Origin of the sequence: Bradyrhizobium sp. CCGB20, from assembly GCF_024199855.1 — a bacterium.
GTDB lineage: Bacteria > Pseudomonadota > Alphaproteobacteria > Rhizobiales > Xanthobacteraceae > Bradyrhizobium.
Genome location: NZ_JANADN010000001.1, coordinates 8338483 through 8354970, shown reverse-complemented (window position 1 = coordinate 8354970; position 16488 = coordinate 8338483). Strand labels below are relative to the sequence as shown.

Genomic DNA, 16488 nt, shown 5'->3' with positions numbered 1-16488 from the left:
ACGTGCCGAACTCCCGGAAATCATCGGCGGCGTTTATGCCCACGGCGGGCAGTACCTTCATCATTGCAGATGCAGCGGCCGTACCGATCAGTTCGGAACGGCAGGGGGAGTCATTGTCAAACCCCAGAGGAGACATGCCATGCATTTTTGCCTCGCCGGACAATACACGCCACGCGCTCTCAATGCCATTTTGGAGAATCCCACGACCGATCGCCAGGAGGCGGCGAGAAAGCTTATCGAGGCGGCCGGCGGAAAACTGATTTCGATGTATAGCGTCGCGGCCGACGGCCCGGGCGTTTTAGTGATTTTCGACGTGCCTGATCCGAGTGCGGCTCCGGCCATTTCCGGCCTGACCGTCACGGCGGGCACCCTGCAGAACGTGAAGCTGACTCGGTTGTTCACGCAGGACGAGATCAAGCAGGTTCGCCAGAACGCGGCGAAGCTGCGCTCCTCGTATAGCCCGCCCGGAAGCTGACATCCGGATTGAAAGCGAAGCCGCCGCTGTTTGACCATGCGGCGGCAACGCTCACCCCTCGGCAATCATCACGTCTGCAAACCGCGGCGAGGCGAAGATCCGCCGGCGTCCATTGATGGACGATGCGGTATGGGGTGCTGCATCCGGTGTTATGGGTCTGACCGTACGTGTTTGCCAGCGACCTCGGCATACGGCCTGCGATCGCGGTTCAGCAATCAGTCATGCTCACCACGCGCCGACGGCCATCAACCCGACAATGGTCAGGCACGACATGCAAGCCACCAAGAAAGTATAACATTCGGGTGTATTCATTGCTGACTCCCAAACTGCTTGCCAATTGCTTGGTCATTGCTACGCGGGAGAGATCGCCGATCCTGGGGCCGATTCAATTCGGCGCGCCGCGACCGGCCTTGCGTTGTGCGTCCGTCCTCTCATCGTCACCCTGATCCGCAGGATGATAATTCGCGTCATGAGCTTCGGAGCGTTCAGCTGCGATCAGAAGCTGTTTCCGCATTTCAGCGAGGCGGGCGCGGCAATATTCACGATAGAGCAGGTCGAATATGGTGGGCATGATCACCCCCATCGTTGACTTTCGATTTACAGATCTTCCACCGCGAATTTTCGAGGTGATCGTAGCCCGCCTGATGGCTCTTCGATATGAGCCCGTTCACAGACTGCGCCAATTCCAAAGCTCGATGGCTGTTTGGTTGACTTGATCGTCTGCGCGATAAAAAGAAACAGGGCTAATGACCTAACATTCAGTTTAGCAGTGCTCTGTTTCAACAAGACTTCGTCAAACAACTTGAGGGCGTCGGATCGCGACGAAGAATCCAACCTCAGCGCGAAATGACTAACCACGGAGTGCAAGCACTGTTCGATGCAACGCTGCAGCAGCCTGCCTATTCAGGTCATCGCAGCGCTCCGGCAACAGCAATCATCGCGACAAGGCGTGCGAGCGGCGGTTCAACAGATGGTGATCCCGGAGCTCCGGCAGGGTGGCAAAGCGCAGCGTGCCCACCATGTTTGTCTGAATTCGCGGTAATGTCGTGGGCACGGCCCTTCGCACCTTTGTCCACGACACCCGCCATTCAGGCGACATTCATCGCAAGACCCGTATCGATCCGAGTCGATCGGGAGAGTTCGATGAAACTGCCGTCTGCGACTGTTGCCGCCAGCCTTGTGTGTCTGATCATTGCGCCGGTGTTCGCGCAAACGCCGCCTGTCGCGGCGCCCGCTGGTCCAACCGGCACGGTGCCAGTTCCCGCGACCAAGCGCGTCACATGTCTTGCGACGACGCAAAATCTGAAGGGGCAGGACAAGCGCGACCAGATGCAGCTCTGCATGGCGCAGGCGCGGCTTGATTGCCTGAAGCAGGCGATCGATCAGAAAGTCGTCGACGAAGCCAGGAAGAGTGCGATCAAGACTTGCGTGGGCACGGATGGTCCCGAGCAGCAATAGCCGAACGCCCTCGCGAACTCGGTGCCGTAGGGTGGGCAAAGCGACGCGTGCCCACCGTCTTCGCCGCGATCGTCAAGAGATGGTGGGCACGGCGCCTTGCGCCTTTGCCCATCCTACGAGATCTACAAGATCACGGCTGCGGCTTCAGCGCGCCGGGAAAGTGCCGCTGCAACACGGCGACGGGCGTGGCGTAGGCTTCCTGCAGGTCCACGCTCCAGTACTTCAACTCGTCGAGCGGAATCCGCGTGTCGGTGATCGCGCAGCGGACGAAAGTCCCCGGCGAGATCACGCGGAAATCGCCGTCGAGATATTGCACCTGCGCTTCGCCATGGCCCGAGGGGCCGAACTTGTTCAGCACGGTCGACAGTCTCCGTGGAAGGCCTCTCCGCGGAAAACGCCGGAGGGCACGATGTGTTGGACGGGATGTAGCATAGATAGGGCGGCTTGTCCGCCCGGTAAACCCACCGGTTTGTGATGTTTTGGCGCCGTTTCCGCGTGATAGTGCTTGGACGAAGGATCCAACGGCAGAGTCCGATGCGCCTTCGATTGATCGCCCTGTTCCTGATGTTCCTGATGCCGGCCGCGAACGCCGCGCCGGCGCCGCAGCAGGTCGAGATTCCGCTGTCGTCCGGAATCCTGCATGCGCAGCTCTACAAGCCCGAAGGCGAGGGGCCGTTTCCGACCGTCATCGCGCTGCATGACTGCGGCGGGATCAGTAGTCATTCCGAGCCGGTGCTGCCGCGCTATCGCGACTGGGCCGAGCGGCTGCTCAAGGCCGGCAACGCCGTGCTGCTGCCCGACAGCTACGGCTCGCGCGAGCTCGGGCCGCAATGCCGCGTCAAGGAGATGCACGTCAAGGCGCGGCGCGAGCGTGTTGCCGACATCGCGGCCTCGCGCGCCTGGCTGATGAAGCAGCCCTGGGTGGCGCGCGACCGTGTCAGCCTGATCGGCTGGGCCAACGGCGCCAGCGCGCTGCTCTGGGCCGTGCGTCCGCAGAGCGCGGCGCGCGATCTGGGTCCGGATTTCCGCGCCGCGATCGCGTTCTATCCGGATTGCCGGATTTCTGCCGGCCTCGGCTGGAGCGCGCGGGTGCCGACCCTGGTGCTGATCGGCGCCAATGATGACGTCTCGTCGCCGCCGGCTTGCCGCCAGATGGTCGACGGCGCGCGCGGCCGCAGCGCGCTTGCGCGCATCGTGGTCTATCCCGGCGCCTATCATGATTTCGACCGCGCCAACACGCCGCTGCACGCAGCTGCCGGCAGCACCGACGCCGCCGCCCCCGAGCACGGCCATCTCGGCACGGATGCGCAGGCGCGCGCGGAGTCGCAGAAAGACGTTGCGGAGTGGCTGGCGCGGTAGGGAGGTGCCGTAGCCCGGATGAGCGAAGCGACATCCGGGACGACTATTCCCCGCATATCGCTTCGCTCATGCGGGCTACAAATCCCCCAAGCGGGGCCGCCCGAGGAACAACAGCGGACAGCCCCGCATCGACCACCGCCCTGCACGGACCATGATGGCCGACCGTGAATCTACGGATGGCGCGTCAAACCGGTTTCAGCATGTGGCGGCGCCATCATTCGACCACGATGTCGATTAAACGCATCGTTCATGCGCAACCGCTTCGTCCTTTTCTCGTCCGCACTGATCGTCTTCACCGTCGCGATCTTCCTGTTCGAAGCCCACGCCGGCGCGCCGCAACTCGCGCCGGAACATTGCGGCTTCTGGACCACGATCGACGCGGGATTGTCCTGCCGGTAGCGCGGGCTTGCGCGCTAACTGTCATCGCTACATCCGGTGAGTATCGTTGTTGCCTTTCGTTGCAACACCGCGCAGTTGCGCCGTATCGCACACTGCGCTCCCTCCCCCCTTGCGGGGGAGGGCGGGGGAGGGCGGGGGAGAGGGGTAGCCCAGGAAAAGGTGCATCCGTTCTCCCGGATGCAAAGCCCATCGCTTGGTTGAGAGAGTGTGCCGTGTGGCACCCCTCTCCCTAACCCTCCCCCGCAAGGGGGGAGGGAACGCAGCTGTGCGTGTGGCTGTACTGCAGTCCCTCACGCCTCAGAACAAATTGCCCTGGTCCACCGGCTTGGCCACGCGCTTCGGTGCGGGTTTGGCGTCCTGCGCGGCCGGCTTCGGTTGCGACGGCGCACGCCTGGTCGTCGGAGCAGGTCGATCCGCATCCGCGGTGGCCGCAACGCGTCCATCCGCAAACTCGATCTCGACGCGCGCGCCGGGCCCGATCGCATCCGCCGCATGCAACGGATGTCCCGCTTCATCCCGCACCAGCGCGAAGCCGCGCGCGAGCACGCCGCGATAGGACAGCGCGGAGAGCAGCTTGCCGCTGTTCTCGACGCGGGCATCGAGCCGCTGCAGCAGCGTGACGAGCGCGCGGCCGGCGCGTTCGCTAAGGCGATGCGTGCGCTCGCGCTGGCGGGCGATCGCGTTGCGCTGGGCCTGCGCATTGGAGAGTTTTGAGGCGCGCAGTCGCACTTCAAGTCCGGCAAAACGGTCGCGCCGCTGCCGCAACAGCGAGCGCGCCGACAGGCCGAGCCGCTCGCCGCATACGGTGAGCCGGTGATCGGCCTGCGATATCTGGCCGTGCAGCACCCGCAGCGTCAGCTTGGCGCTGGCGGCGGTAAACCGGCGGAAATGCGCGTGCGTGTTGGCCTTGAGCCCGCGGGGCAGGGCAGCGCCTGCCGAGTCCAGCCGCTGCCGCGGGATCGCGAGCAGATCGCCGGCCGCCGGCAGTGCGCGCGCGGCGGCGCGCAGCTCGCTGCGGCGGCTCTCATGGGCGCGCTGCCAATAGGCGCGGGTGCGGCGGGCGAGATCGGCGACCTCGACGAACAATTCGCTGCGCACCGGCACCGCCATCTCGGCGGCGGCCGTCGGCGTCGGCGCGCGCTTGTCGGCGACGAAATCGATCAGCGTGATGTCGGTCTCATGCCCCACCGCCGAGATCAGCGGGATCATGCTCTCGGCCGCCGCGCGCACCACGATCTCCTCGTTGAACGACCACAGGTCCTCCAGCGAGCCGCCGCCGCGCGCGACGATCAGCACGTCGGGCCGCGGAATCTTGCCGCCCTCGGGCAGCGCGTTGAAGCCGCGGATCGCGGCTGCGACCTGCTCGGCCGAACCTTCGCCCTGCACCTTAACCGGCCACACCAGCACACGGCGGGGGAAGCGGTCCTCGAGGCGATGCAGGATGTCGCGGATCACGGCGCCGGTCGGCGAAGTCACGACGCCGATCACCTCGGGCAGCCAGGGCAGGAGCTGCTTGCGCGCCTCGTCGAACAGGCCCTCGGCGGCGAGCTTCTTCTTGCGCTCCTCCATCAGCGCCATCAGCGCGCCGATGCCGGCCGGCTCCAGCGCCTCGATCACGATCTGGTACTTGGAGGAGCCCGGATAGGTGGTGAGCTTGCCGGTGGCGATGACCTCGAGCCCTTCCTGGGGCTTGAAGCGCATGCGGCCGTGCACGCCCTTCCAGATCACCGCCTCGATCTTGGCGCTCTCGTCCTTCAGCGCGAAATAGCAATGGCCGGAGGAGTGGGGCCCGCGAAAGCCCGAGATCTCGCCGCGGACCCGGACATGGCCATAGGTGTCCTCCACCGTCCGCTTCAGGGACTGCGAGAGCTCGGAAACGGTGAATTCGGGCGCGTTGTTCAGTTGTTCCGCAGGCGGCATCGGCAAACGATTCGGCATTTTGGGGTCAGACCCGACGTTAAGGATTTTCGCAGCGCGGCGCCAATCCGAGGATTGACCGTAAGAGTACTCTGTAATATAGAGTTCTCTATTGATGGTGTGAGAGGGGAGTTTGAGCCATGGCGATCCGTCTGCTGCGCGGCGTTTTGAGCGGCCTGAAATGGGCGCTGTGTGCGGTCGGCGCCGCGGCGCTGATCCTGGTCGCCATGATTGCAACGCCGCTGGAGCGGCCGCCGGAGATGCGATCGGTCTCCGAGTCCGCCAAGGGGATCGACTGGTCTACACTGCCCGCGCTCGAGCGCTTCCAGGCCCGCGACGGCACCTGGATCGGCTTTCGCCACTATGCGCCGGTTGGCGCCGCGACCGACCGGGGCGCGATCTTCATCCATGGCTCCTCCGGCTCGAGCGGAACGGTCAATCACGCGCTGACCCATGCGATCGCCGCGCGCGGGGTGGAGACCTGGGCGCTCGACATTCGCGGCCATGGCGGCTCCGGCACGCGCGGCGACATCGGCTATGTCGGCCAGCTCGAGGACGATCTCGTCGATTTCGTCGCCCACGTTCGCAAGAGCGCGCCGGACCTGCCGCTCACCCTGATCGGCCATTCCGCCGGCGCCGGCTTCTCGCTGCGCGTCGCGGCGACCCCAATCATGCAGGACATGTTCGTGCGCACCGTGCTGCTCGCGCCCTATCTCGGCTACGACGCGCCGACCAACAAGCCGAAAGCCGGCGGCTGGGCCAACGCCGACATGCCGCGCTATTTCGGTCTTGCCGCGCTGCGCAAGCTCGGCATCGACTGCTGCTCGCAGCTTCCGGTGCTCGCCCTGGCCGTGCCGCAGAATTCGGCGAGATATCTGGTCTCCACCTATTCCGACCGGCTGATGCGCAATTTCGGCACGCGCGGCTATCGCATCGATCTTCCGGCGACGACACGCCCGATCACGGTCTTCGGCGGCGCCGAGGACGAGATGATGATCTCGGACAAATATGCGGAGACGGTGCAGGCAGTGAAGCCTTCGGTCGACGTCAAGGTCATCGACGGCATCAACCACATGGGTATCGTCACCAACCCGAAAGCGGTCAATGCGATCGCCGAGGACGTGGCAACGCGCGGGAGCGGGCAGTCATGATCGACAGCAAGCAGGCGGCTGAAGCGCTCGCCGATATCGACGACATGGTCAGTCGCGTCCGTCAATCGCGGATCTACGACCTCGCCAGCCGGTTGATCATCATGTGGGGCGGACTGGTCTTCGCCGCCAATATCGCCACCTGGCTGTGGCCGCGGCAGGGATATTACCTCTGGATTGCGGTCTACGTCCTCGGCATCGCCGGCTCCTTCGCCATCAGCGCCTCCAATCAACCATCGAGTGGCATTCGCAGCTTCGACGCGCGCATGCTGGCCGCTTTCCTGATGCTCGTGGGGTTCGGCCTGTTCTGCTCGTCGGTGCTCGGCCACTTCACGCCGCGCCAGCAGGGCACGTTCTGGACGATCTATTTCATGCTGTTCTACGCGCTGGCCGGCCTGTGGTTCGGCCGTGCCTTCATCGTGATTGCCGCTGCGATCACCGCGCTGACGCTGATCGGCTATTTCTTCGTGGTCGGCGACACCTTCCTGCCATGGATGGCGGTCGTGAACGGGGGCGGCCTGATCGTCGGCGGCCTCTGGATGCGGCGGAGCTAGATATGGCCGAGCTCGACGACATCATCCACCAGCCGCTGCGGTTGAAGATCATGGCCGCGCTGAATGCGCTGCCGCAGTCGGCCGGCCTGGAATTTTCCCGGCTGAAGAAGCTCACCGGTGCCACCGATGGCAATCTCGGCGCGCATATCGAGACGCTGGCCAAGGCGGGATACGTCTCTGTCGAGAAAGCCTTCGTCGGCAAGAAGCCGCAGACGACGGTCACCGCCACGGCGGCGGGCCGCGGTGCGTTCGCGCGGCATGTGGCGACGTTGCAGGAGATCATTGCGGGGAAGCAGGTGTGATCTTCTGCGGTGCCGATTGCTGCGCCCTCTCCCCTTGTGGGAGAGGGCATCACCGTTGATTACCGCGGGCTCACTTGGGTGAGGGGTCTGTCTCCGCGAGCATTTGTGCCTTTGGATAGAGACCCCTCATCCGGCGCCTCGCGCCACCTTCTCCCACAAGGGCTTGCGAGCTGGCATAGGTATTGCGGCATTACTCAAGCGTTCAAAGGGCTGTGCCGATGGCGCGCGCTCGCACGCGCGAATGCTGCCGCGCTGAAAAGCTATCCTTGCCAAATACCCGGTTGTTGTGTTGGATCTCCGCAACTAAGACGCACAACTGCTTGCCCGGCGCTGCTTGACGGTGGCCTTGCGGCAGAAGGGAGGATTAATGAGGCTGGATGTCATCCGCAATCTCGGGAGCGGCGGCTTTGGGACCGTCGATTTGGTGAAGGGAGCCGATGGGCTAGAGTATGCTAAAAAGACTTTCTGTCCTGCTCAACCCTTGACGCCTGCAATTGAGGAGAACGTAAAAAAGCGCTTTGCGCGAGAGGCCCGAATTCAGTCCGGCATCAAGCACCGAAACATTGTGCCAGTTGTTCACACTGAGCTTGACGAAAATCCTCCCTATTACTTGATGCCAAGAGCCATCTGCAGTCTGCAAGATGATATAGACCGTGATCGCACACTGGGCGGTAAATGGATTACTGCGATTACGGACATCGTCGCCGCTTTAGACGAGCTGCACAACATGGGCATCTATCATCGAGATCTAAAACCGCAGAATGTTCTCAAATATCAAGCGATCCTCCCCGGAGGCGAGATTCGAGAGTACTATGCTATAAGCGATTTCGGTTTGATCGCGATGAACGAAAGCCGCCTTTCGGTTCTCACTGTAACTGGCATGGCGAAAGGTACCGACTATTACACTGCCCCCGAAATTACCTCGGACCTACGGAAGGCCACGGCGCAGTCTGATATTTACTCGTTAGGCTGCATACTGCACGACATTGTCGGTAGCGACCCGCGCGTGCCTTGCGCAGAGATTAAAGAAGGGGGTGACTTCGGCGCAATACTCAGAAACTGCACTAGAGCCGACGCTGATAGGAGATTCAAGTCCGTCCGCGCGGTGCTCGACGCAATAAACTCGGCCTCTGCGGATGCACTGCCGACAAGCATTGCAACAAAGACTCCCGGCTTCGGTGACCAACTGAGCTTGGGTGAGCCGCTGGATGAACAAGCAGCAAAAGCGTTGGTGCAGTTTGTCGAAGACAACGAGGGCGACGCACCCCAAATATTAGACCGTCTTTCACTGGCGCAAGTCCAAGATCTCTGCAGTAAGTGGGCAGGCCTCGGCGACCGTCTCGGTCAAATTTACTCCAAGTGGGTGATGAAGAACTCGTTTGTCTTTGAGCGGTGCGATTCCCTCGCCAACGTTTTAGAGGCCTTCTTTTCATTGTGTTCGATGGAGACCAAAGCTGATGCATTGATGGCGATGCTTGAAATGGGCACTTCGCACAATCGATGGTATGTTGAGCGCAAATTTTTGCAACTATGTGGTTCCAAGATGGACGAAACGACAGCGCGACGCCTCAGCATCGAATTCCGAGCAAGCGGCGACGACATTTGTCGTTTGATCGCTCACTTGGAGCGCTCGGTCGGCGCGTCCAGAACCGAGTTGCATCCGTTTTTGCAGACCGTTCTGACTGAAGTCTGTCGATGAAGTTCGATTGCGCCTACTCGTCCGACAAAGGCCCTCGCCCCGAAAACGAGGACTCAGCAGGCTTGTGGCGATTGCCGGGTGGGCTTGCGATGGCAGTGGCTGACGGGTTGGGCGGACACATTGGTGGGCAATTCGCGTCCCGCTTGGCGATAGATGTGTTCATGAGCGCAGTGCGCGAGGATCTCAATATGGATTTGCCGATGCTCGCGTGGCAGATCCATCAGCGTATCAGGCAAGCCCAAGCAGATAGACCAGAACTGCGACGCATGGCGACGACATTTTCCGCCGTATATATCAAGGACGGTACAATGCGTTTCGCTCATTGCGGAGATACCCGAATTGTACTGCAGCGAAGAAAAGGAATTAAGCTGTTAACGAAGGATCACACCGAGGCAAATCGCTTGCTTTCGATTGGGAAGCTTTCGCCTGAGGAATTTGAGAGCTATCCACGACGAAATGTGCTGGAGAGCGCGTTAGGAGCTCCGACGCACCCGCAGATCGATTCCGCGATTCTCGACGTTTCAACCAATGACCGCGTTTTCATCATGTCGGATGGTGTTCACGGCAAAGTATTTTTGCGAGAACTTAAAGACGTGTCCGACAGCTCAGCGACAGCTTCTGTCTTCGTGCAGAGGGTGGCTGAGTTGGTTCAGCAAAGAGGAGCTGACGACAATTATACGATTGCGGCGGCATTTCTTGAATAGGGATTACGGTGACAGTGCTGTCCGACCGCGTTGACCGGAATGCCGTTAAGCGATGAAGTGCGTCGATCTCGACTAATGAGCAGGCACATTGGAGTCTGTCGCGCCTCTAGTCCCAACTTAAACCCGCCTGCTCCGCCAAATATCGAAAGTGGCGGCTCCGCGCCGGACCAAGAAATTCCTTGTACGTAACGTGGTCGTAGATGTTTGATTTGTCGTTATTGCAGTAGAGACAAGCCAACACACAATTGTCTGCCGAATAGGCTCCCTTTCCGTCCTTTCGATCAATTTCAAAATTCGGTCCGCGGGCGTCAGGTACTTTGCCGTTTCGACCAGCTATCAAACGACGATTAATTAGCTCACGAATTATGCGGATGGGCGTTTCGCAATACGCACAAGAGCCCCGCTGTTGCAAAAGGGCATTATTCCACCATGCTATGAATCCGTCGGGACCGTCGAACTGAAATGATATGCCTTTGCTCTTAGCAAACGACATCTTGCGAGAGAAAACACTCCGTAAGCGATTTCCCTCTTCAGCCGAATCAACGTTAATCGCCATGTCGGTCGATCCTGATTTAAGGGCCACGGCTTCGAAGGGTATGGCGCGACGGCTGCTAGAGCAATTGGGCAGGAGCATTGTGGTTTCTCTTGTATTCCGCCGAAAGCGGAATAATTCGCGGCTGTCGCCAACCGATCCGTGTGACACGGCACGATAAATCCGAGCTCGCTCGCCCGAGAGTCGGGCCCAGAATGACGGGGGTTGGCGCCATCCCCCCTTGAGCCCCACCCCGATTCGTGCGACCTCCGCCCCTGGCAAAACCCCTCATTTCGAGCCTTCGATGCACATTCTCCTGCTTGGTTCCGGCGGCCGCGAACATGCCCTGGCGTGGAAAATCGCAGCCTCTCCCCTGGTGACCAAATTCTGGTGCGCGCCCGGCAATGCCGGCATCGCGCGGGAGGCGGAATGCGTGGCGCTCGATGTCGCTGACCATGCCGCCGTGATCGACTTCTGCAAGAAAAACGCGGTCGAGCTCGTCGTGGTCGGCCCGGAGACGCCGCTGGCCGCCGGCATCGTCGACGACCTCACCGCCGCCGGCATCAAGGCGTTCGGCCCGAACAAGATCCCCGCCCAGCTCGAAAGCTCCAAGGGGTTCACCAAGGCGCTCTGCACTGAATTCGGCATTCCGACCGGCGCCTACAAGCGCTTCACCAACGCCAAGGACGCGCGCGATTACGTCAACAGCCAGGGCGCGCCGATCGTGGTGAAGGCCGACGGCCTTGCCGCCGGCAAGGGCGTCGTCGTCGCGAAAACCGTGCGCGAAGCGGAGGACGCCATCGCCATGATGTTCGAGGGCGCCTTTGGCGAGGCCGGCGCGGAAGTCGTGATCGAGGAGTTTCTGCCGGGCCGCGAGATCAGCTTCTTCGCGCTGTGCGACGGCGAGACCGCCATTCCGCTGGCCTCCGCGCAGGACCACAAGCGCGTGTTCGACCACGACGTCGGCCCGAACACCGGCGGCATGGGCGCCTATTCGCCGACGCCGCTGGTGACGCCTGCGATCCACGACGCGATCATGGCCAAGATCATTTTGCCGACGGTTGCCGGCATGAAACAGCGCGGCACCCCGTTCCGCGGCGTGCTCTATGCCGGCATCATGCTGACGACGCACGGCCCAAAGCTGTTCGAGTTCAACGTCCGCTTCGGCGATCCCGAGTGCCAGGTGCTGATGATGCGCATGATGTCGGACATCGTGCCCGCGTTCCTCGCGTCCTGCGACGGGCAGCTGAAGAACTTTGACATTCGCTGGTATCCGGAGGCCGCGCTGACCGTGGTGATGGCGGCGAAGGGCTATCCTGGCGACTACGAGAGGGGCACGCGCATCGAGGGGCTCGATGACGCCTCAGAGGTCGAGACCGCCGAGATCTTCCATGCGGGCACCGTCGAGAAGGACGGCGCGATCCTCGCCAATGGCGGCCGCGTGCTCAATGTCTGCGCGCTAGGGGCGACCGTGACCGAGGCGCAGGCGCGCGCCTATCAGGCCGTCGACCGCATCAACTGGCCGGAAGGCTTTTGCCGCCGCGACATCGGCTGGCAGGCGGTGGAAGCCGAGAAGGCCAAGAACTGACAAGGCCAAGAGCTGACAAGGCCAAGAGCTGACAGGGTTTTCTGCTGCCGGCGCGCAATGTCTCGCCGCGCCCGTCGGCACTGAAAAAATGCACAGGCAGGTCATGAACTTAGCTACTGTGCATGGGGTTGTTTTCGACATTTTTGTTTGAGGCACCCTCGCGACTGACCAGATAAGGATGCAGAAGATGTCCGATCTCGCCGACCTCTATCCGGGCTTTGCCTCGGAATGGATCAACACCTCCTCCGGCCGCATCTTCGCCCGCGTCGGCGGCAAGGGGCCGCCGCTGCTGCTGCTGCACGGCTTCTCCGAGACCCACGTGATGTGGCACCGCGTGGCGCCGCAGCTTGCCGACGCCTTCACGCTGATCATCGCCGATCTGCCGGGCTATGGCTGGTCCGACATGCCGAAGAGCGATGCGCTGCATGTCCCCTACAGCAAGCGCGCGATGGCCAAGGCCATGGTCGAGGCGATGGAGCAGCTCGGCCACGTCCACTTCGCGCTCGCCGGCCACGACCGCGGCGGCCGTGTCTCCTATCGCCTCGCGCTCGACCATCCCGGCCGGCTGTCGAAGCTCGCCGTGCTCGATATCCTGCCGACCTATAATTACTGGGAGCGGATGAACCGCGCCTACGCGCTGAAGATCTATCACTGGACCTTCCTGGCCCAGCCCGCACCGCTGCCGGAGACGCTCATTTCGAGCAATGGCGAGTTCTTCCTGCGCTTCAAGATGGCGAGCCAGACCAAATCGAAGACGCTCGATGCCATCGATGAGCGCGCGCTCGAGCACTACATCGCCCCGTTCCGGGATCCCGCCCGCGTGCACGCGATGTGCGAAGACTACCGCGCCGGCGCCTATTTCGACTACGACCTCGACAAGGCCGATTTCGATTCCGGCAAGAAGATCACCATTCCCATGCTGGCACTCTGGGGCAACGCCGGCATCGCCCAGGCCGCCGCCACGCCGCTCGACACCTGGAAGCAATGGGCCACGAAGGTGGACGGCATGCCGGTGGATTCAGGGCACTTCCTCACCGAGGAGAACCCTGACGTGACCGCCAAGGCGCTGCGGGAGTTCTTCCTCGCGCCTTAACGCCGCTCCCGGAAGAACTCCCGCAGCAGCCGCGCCGACTCGCTCTCACCGACGCCGGAATAGACGTCCGGCGCATGATGGCAGGTCGGCGAGGCGAAGAACCGCACGCCGGACTCGACCGCGCCGCCCTTGGGATCTGCGGCGCCGTAATAAAGTCGTCTGACCCTTGCAAAGGAGATCGCTCCCGCACACATGGTGCAAGGCTCCAGCGTCACGTAGAGGTCGCAGTCCACCAGGCGTTCGCTGCCGATCTTTTTGGCGGCCTCGCGCAGCGCGACGAGTTCGGCATGGGCGGTCGGATCATGATCGGTCAGCGTCCTGTTCGCCGCGGTGGCGATGACCTCGTAATTCCGGACCACGACGCATCCGATCGGAACTTCGCCCGCCTTTCCGGCATTTTCGGCCGTTTTGAGCGCCAAATCCATGAAAGAGGGGGCTTTCAAGCCTCGTATCATTGCCAGAAACCTGCTAGTAGCTCCGCCTTCAGCAAGAGTGAATACCGGTTTTGCCTGAGCATGCGGCTCGAAACGAGCGCGCACAATGCTCTCGCGCCACCCCCTGAGTGAGATTATTCATGCCTCGCGACAGCGACAAAGACAACGATTCCCGCGGCCGGCGTGATCGAGGCCCGGCCAAGGGCCGTTCCGGCAAGGCGCGCGGCCCCGAGAAGAAATTCGCCAAGCGCGGCTTCGAGGGCAAGGGCGATCGCGACAGCCGCCCGCCCCGCGGCGACCGCGAGGGCCGCCCCTTCCGCCGCCGCGAAGAGGGCGATGCGCCCCGCCGCGACTTCAGCGACCGTCCCCGCTTCAAGCGCGATGACCGCGGCGGTGAGGATCGCGGCGAGCGCAGCTTCAAGCCGCGTGGCGACCGTCCCTTCTCCGACCGCTCCTCGCGCGACGGCGAGAAGCGGCCGTTCAAGCCGCGTGGTGACCGCCCCTCCTATGGCCGTGACGACCGTCCGCCGCGCAGCCGCGATCGCGACGACTCCCGCCCGGCCGGCAGGTTCGGCGACAAGAAGTTCGGCGACAAGCGCCCCTATGCGCCGCGCGGTGACCGTCCGGAACGCAAGTTCGACGGCGAGCGCAAGTTTTCGCGAGGCGGCCCCGACCGTGGCGACCGCCCGCGCGATCGTGGTGAGCGCAGCGATTCCAAGCCCTGGCAGAAGCGCGACGCGGGTCCGCGTGGCGATCGTCCGCCGCGCAAGGATTTCAGCAAGGGTCCGCGCAAGGATTTTGGCGGCCGCGATCGCGGCGAGGACAAGCCTTGGCAAAAGCGCGACGACCGTCGCGAAGACGGCCGCGGTGAGGACCGTCCGCGCTTCTCGCGCTCGCGCGACGATCGCGCATCGGGTGATCGTCCGTTCCGTGATCGTCCCAAGTTTGATCGGCCCCGTCGTGATGGCGATGACGACCGCGGAGGACGCGGCGGCGACCGGCCGAAATTCAATCGGCCGCGCGAGCGCTCCGAAGGCCGCTCCGACTGGCACGAGCATCCGCGGAGCGAGAATCGTTTCGGCGATCGTCCGCGCCGCGACAATGAGGACGAGAGCCGGATCTTCGAGAAGCGTCCGGCGTTCGGCGGCCGCGGCGCCTATCGTGACCGTGATCGGGATTTCGAGGGCCGGCCGCGCCGGGACGACGCGCCGAAGCCGAAGAAGGCCGGCGAACGTATCGCCAAGGTATTGTCGCGCGCAGGCCTCGCCTCGCGCCGCGACGCCGAGGAGATGGTCACGCAGGGGCGCGTCGCCGTCAACGGCCGTGTCATCAATTCGCCGGCGCTCGACATCACCCGGAATGATGTCGTCACTGTCGACGGCAAGCCGTTGCCGGAGCGCGAGCGCACGCGGCTGTTCCTCTATCACAAGCCGCGCGGGCTGATGACGACGCATGACGACCCCGAGGGGCGTCCGACCGTGTTCGACAATCTACCTGAGGGTTTGCCGCGACTGATCTCGATCGGCCGGCTCGACTTCAACACCGAAGGGCTGCTGCTGCTCACCAATGACGGCGGCCTCGCGCGCACGCTCGAGCTGCCGGACACCGGCTGGCTGCGCCGCTACCGCGTCCGCGCCCATGGCGACGTCACGCAGGCCCAGCTCGACGAGCTCAAGGGTGGCATCGAGGTCGAGGGCGTCAAATACGGTCCGATCGAGGCGACGCTGGAACGCGACCAGGGCGCCAATGTCTGGCTGGTGTTCGCGATCCGCGAAGGCAAGAACCGCGAGGTGCGCAACGTCTGCGCCCATCTCGGGCTCGAGGTGAACCGGCTGATCCGCGTGTCCTACGGCCCGTTCCAGCTCGGCGAGGTACCCGAGGGCCAGGTCGAGGAGATCAAGTCGCGCGTGCTGCGCGAGCAGCTCGGCGACAAGGTGATCGAGAAGTCGGGCGCGCAGTTCGATGTGCCCTCGAAGTCCGCCTCGCGCGTCGACGATGCCCCGCGCGAAAAGAAGCCCGCCAGCAAACGTGGCGTGATCAACGACCGCAAGGGCCGCCGCGTGCTGGTGCAGCGCACGGGCAGCGAGGAGGCGCGCGAGCGCAACGAGTCCGAGGCCAACGGCTACGGCCCGCCGCGCCGTCCCAAGCGCGGCTATCACGGCAAGCGCGACCTGACGCCGCGGGAGGACTGACGTTGCGCGTCGTCGGCGGTCGATTGAAGGGGCGCAATCTGGCCTCGCCGTCCTCGCGCGACATCCGCCCCACGGCGGACCGCCTGCGCGAGTCCGTGTTCAACATCCTCGTGCACGCCTATGACGATCCGATCGAGGGCGCGCGCGTGCTCGATCTCTTCGCCGGCACTGGCGCGCTCGGCATCGAGGCGTCATCACGCGGGGCGAAGTTCACGCTGTTTGTCGACAACGGCGCGGAAGCGCGCGCGCTGCTCCGCAACAATGTGGAGTCGCTGGGCCTCGGCGGCACGACAAAGGTCTATCGCCGCGATGCGACCGATCTCGGCCCCGCGCATCCGGTCGAGCCGTTCTCGCTGGTGTTCCTTGATCCGCCCTACGGCAAGGGTTTTGCCGAGAAGGCGCTCGCGTCTTTGCGCGACGGCGGCTGGCTCACGCCGGGCGCGCTGCTCGTGGTGGAAGAGGCGAAGGCTGCGCAGTTTGCGACGCCGGAAGGGTATGAGGAGCTGGAGCGGCGGGCTTACGACGACACGGAGTTCGTGTTTTTGAAGAGGCCGTAGTCGGTAGGGCGGATTAGCGAAGCGTAATCCGCCATGTCCCCGCGGGCGCAAAAGCGGCGGGTTACGCTTCGTTAACC

At 63.3% G+C, this 16488-nt stretch carries 18 protein-coding genes; 13 read left to right on the top strand and 5 right to left on the bottom strand.

The genetic code is table 11. The annotated features are described in order from the left end of the window. The first annotated feature begins 139 nt into the window (after positions 1 to 139). Entirely contained in the window at positions 140 to 475 is a 336-nt protein-coding gene (locus NLM15_RS39350) for a GYD domain-containing protein (protein WP_254123326.1), read from the top strand. Between the two features lie 385 nt (positions 476 to 860). On the opposite strand, the gene NLM15_RS39345 is transcribed toward NLM15_RS39350, so the two are convergent. Beyond that, positions 861 to 1046: a hypothetical protein gene (locus NLM15_RS39345; protein ID WP_254123325.1), complete on the bottom strand. Its 186-nt coding sequence runs from the start codon at positions 1044 to 1046 to the stop codon at positions 861 to 863. Between the two features lie 572 nt (positions 1047 to 1618). On the opposite strand from NLM15_RS39345, the gene NLM15_RS39340 reads away from it, so the two are divergent. Next, a complete protein-coding gene (locus NLM15_RS39340) occupies positions 1619 to 1933 on the top strand; it encodes a hypothetical protein (protein WP_254123324.1) in 315 nt (104 codons plus the stop codon). A gap of 130 nt (positions 1934 to 2063) precedes the next feature. On the opposite strand, the gene NLM15_RS39335 is transcribed toward NLM15_RS39340, so the two are convergent. Next, complete coding sequence (locus NLM15_RS39335) at positions 2064 to 2291, bottom strand: DUF2093 domain-containing protein (protein WP_028181257.1); 228 nt, start codon at positions 2289 to 2291, stop codon at positions 2064 to 2066. A 176-nt stretch (positions 2292 to 2467) separates the two neighbouring features. Between NLM15_RS39335 and NLM15_RS39330 the strand changes: the two genes are divergently transcribed. Continuing rightward, a complete protein-coding gene (locus tag NLM15_RS39330) occupies positions 2468 to 3292 on the top strand; it encodes a dienelactone hydrolase family protein (protein WP_254123323.1) in 825 nt (274 codons plus the stop codon). 249 nt (positions 3293 to 3541) lie between these two features. Beyond that, a complete protein-coding gene (locus tag NLM15_RS39325) occupies positions 3542 to 3691 on the top strand; it encodes a hypothetical protein (protein WP_254123322.1) in 150 nt (49 codons plus the stop codon). A 297-nt stretch (positions 3692 to 3988) separates the two neighbouring features. On the opposite strand, the gene xseA is transcribed toward NLM15_RS39325, so the two are convergent. Further along, positions 3989 to 5611 (bottom strand): exodeoxyribonuclease VII large subunit, encoded by a 1623-nt coding sequence (gene xseA, locus NLM15_RS39320; RefSeq protein WP_254124655.1) that lies wholly within the window; start codon positions 5609 to 5611, stop codon positions 3989 to 3991. Positions 5612 to 5748: 137 nt separating this feature from the next. Here xseA and NLM15_RS39315 point away from each other — a divergent pair, with 137 nt between their 5' ends. The 5 genes from NLM15_RS39315 to NLM15_RS39295 all read left to right on the top strand — a co-directional run bounded on the left by NLM15_RS39315 (position 5749) and on the right by NLM15_RS39295 (position 10015). Further along, entirely contained in the window at positions 5749 to 6759 is a 1011-nt protein-coding gene (locus NLM15_RS39315; protein WP_254123321.1) for an alpha/beta hydrolase, read from the top strand. Next, positions 6756 to 7310 (top strand): hypothetical protein, encoded by a 555-nt coding sequence (locus NLM15_RS39310; protein ID WP_254123320.1) that lies wholly within the window; start codon positions 6756 to 6758, stop codon positions 7308 to 7310. Before NLM15_RS39315 ends, NLM15_RS39310 begins: the two co-directional genes overlap by 4 nt. A 2-nt stretch (positions 7311 to 7312) precedes the next feature. Beyond that, positions 7313 to 7612: a transcriptional regulator gene (locus tag NLM15_RS39305; protein ID WP_254123319.1), complete on the top strand. Its 300-nt coding sequence runs from the start codon at positions 7313 to 7315 to the stop codon at positions 7610 to 7612. Positions 7613 to 7979: 367 nt separating this feature from the next. Continuing rightward, complete coding sequence (locus NLM15_RS39300) at positions 7980 to 9311, top strand: serine/threonine-protein kinase (protein WP_254123318.1); 1332 nt, start codon at positions 7980 to 7982, stop codon at positions 9309 to 9311. Next, positions 9308 to 10015 carry a PP2C family serine/threonine-protein phosphatase gene (locus NLM15_RS39295; protein WP_254123317.1) on the top strand — a complete coding sequence of 236 codons (708 nt, stop codon included), beginning with the start codon at positions 9308 to 9310 and terminating at the stop codon, positions 10013 to 10015. Before NLM15_RS39300 ends, NLM15_RS39295 begins: the two co-directional genes overlap by 4 nt. A gap of 106 nt (positions 10016 to 10121) precedes the next feature. Here the strand turns inward: NLM15_RS39295 and NLM15_RS39290 are convergent, their stop codons facing one another. After that, positions 10122 to 10649 carry an HNH endonuclease gene (locus NLM15_RS39290; protein ID WP_254123316.1) on the bottom strand — a complete coding sequence of 176 codons (528 nt, stop codon included), beginning with the start codon at positions 10647 to 10649 and terminating at the stop codon, positions 10122 to 10124. A gap of 202 nt (positions 10650 to 10851) precedes the next feature. Here NLM15_RS39290 and purD point away from each other — a divergent pair, with 202 nt between their 5' ends. Then, positions 10852 to 12135 carry a phosphoribosylamine--glycine ligase gene (gene purD, locus NLM15_RS39285; RefSeq protein ID WP_254123315.1) on the top strand — a complete coding sequence of 428 codons (1284 nt, stop codon included), beginning with the start codon at positions 10852 to 10854 and terminating at the stop codon, positions 12133 to 12135. A 187-nt stretch (positions 12136 to 12322) separates the two neighbouring features. Continuing rightward, positions 12323 to 13228 carry an alpha/beta fold hydrolase gene (locus tag NLM15_RS39280; protein ID WP_254123314.1) on the top strand — a complete coding sequence of 302 codons (906 nt, stop codon included), beginning with the start codon at positions 12323 to 12325 and terminating at the stop codon, positions 13226 to 13228. On the opposite strand, the gene NLM15_RS39275 is transcribed toward NLM15_RS39280, so the two are convergent. Continuing rightward, entirely contained in the window at positions 13225 to 13683 is a 459-nt protein-coding gene (locus tag NLM15_RS39275) for a nucleoside deaminase (RefSeq protein WP_254124653.1), read from the bottom strand. The two genes, NLM15_RS39280 and NLM15_RS39275, sit on opposite strands and share 4 nt — an antisense overlap. A 119-nt stretch (positions 13684 to 13802) precedes the next feature. On the opposite strand from NLM15_RS39275, the gene NLM15_RS39270 reads away from it, so the two are divergent. Next, positions 13803 to 15854, top strand: a complete 2052-nt coding sequence (locus tag NLM15_RS39270; RefSeq protein WP_254123313.1) for a pseudouridine synthase — start codon at positions 13803 to 13805, stop codon at positions 15852 to 15854. A 2-nt stretch (positions 15855 to 15856) separates the two neighbouring features. Then, a complete protein-coding gene (gene rsmD / locus NLM15_RS39265) occupies positions 15857 to 16411 on the top strand; it encodes a 16S rRNA (guanine(966)-N(2))-methyltransferase RsmD (RefSeq protein ID WP_254123312.1) in 555 nt (184 codons plus the stop codon). Positions 16412 to 16488: the final 77 nt, after the last annotated feature.

Coding starts and splice junctions, on each gene's coding strand:
- NLM15_RS39350 (WP_254123326.1), top strand. CDS start 140: ATGCATTTTTGCCTCGCCGGACAATACACGCCACGCGCTCTCAATGCC.
- NLM15_RS39345 (WP_254123325.1), bottom strand. CDS start 1,046: ATGCCCACCATATTCGACCTGCTCTATCGTGAATATTGCCGCGCCCGC.
- NLM15_RS39340 (WP_254123324.1), top strand. CDS start 1,619: ATGAAACTGCCGTCTGCGACTGTTGCCGCCAGCCTTGTGTGTCTGATC.
- NLM15_RS39330 (WP_254123323.1), top strand. CDS start 2,468: ATGCGCCTTCGATTGATCGCCCTGTTCCTGATGTTCCTGATGCCGGCC.
- NLM15_RS39325 (WP_254123322.1), top strand. CDS start 3,542: ATGCGCAACCGCTTCGTCCTTTTCTCGTCCGCACTGATCGTCTTCACC.
- xseA (WP_254124655.1), bottom strand. CDS start 5,611: ATGCCGCCTGCGGAACAACTGAACAACGCGCCCGAATTCACCGTTTCC.
- NLM15_RS39315 (WP_254123321.1), top strand. CDS start 5,749: ATGGCGATCCGTCTGCTGCGCGGCGTTTTGAGCGGCCTGAAATGGGCG.
- NLM15_RS39310 (WP_254123320.1), top strand. CDS start 6,756: ATGATCGACAGCAAGCAGGCGGCTGAAGCGCTCGCCGATATCGACGAC.
- NLM15_RS39305 (WP_254123319.1), top strand. CDS start 7,313: ATGGCCGAGCTCGACGACATCATCCACCAGCCGCTGCGGTTGAAGATC.
- NLM15_RS39300 (WP_254123318.1), top strand. CDS start 7,980: ATGAGGCTGGATGTCATCCGCAATCTCGGGAGCGGCGGCTTTGGGACC.
- NLM15_RS39295 (WP_254123317.1), top strand. CDS start 9,308: ATGAAGTTCGATTGCGCCTACTCGTCCGACAAAGGCCCTCGCCCCGAA.
- NLM15_RS39290 (WP_254123316.1), bottom strand. CDS start 10,649: ATGCTCCTGCCCAATTGCTCTAGCAGCCGTCGCGCCATACCCTTCGAA.
- purD (WP_254123315.1), top strand. CDS start 10,852: ATGCACATTCTCCTGCTTGGTTCCGGCGGCCGCGAACATGCCCTGGCG.
- NLM15_RS39280 (WP_254123314.1), top strand. CDS start 12,323: ATGTCCGATCTCGCCGACCTCTATCCGGGCTTTGCCTCGGAATGGATC.
- NLM15_RS39275 (WP_254124653.1), bottom strand. CDS start 13,683: ATGATACGAGGCTTGAAAGCCCCCTCTTTCATGGATTTGGCGCTCAAA.
- NLM15_RS39270 (WP_254123313.1), top strand. CDS start 13,803: ATGCCTCGCGACAGCGACAAAGACAACGATTCCCGCGGCCGGCGTGAT.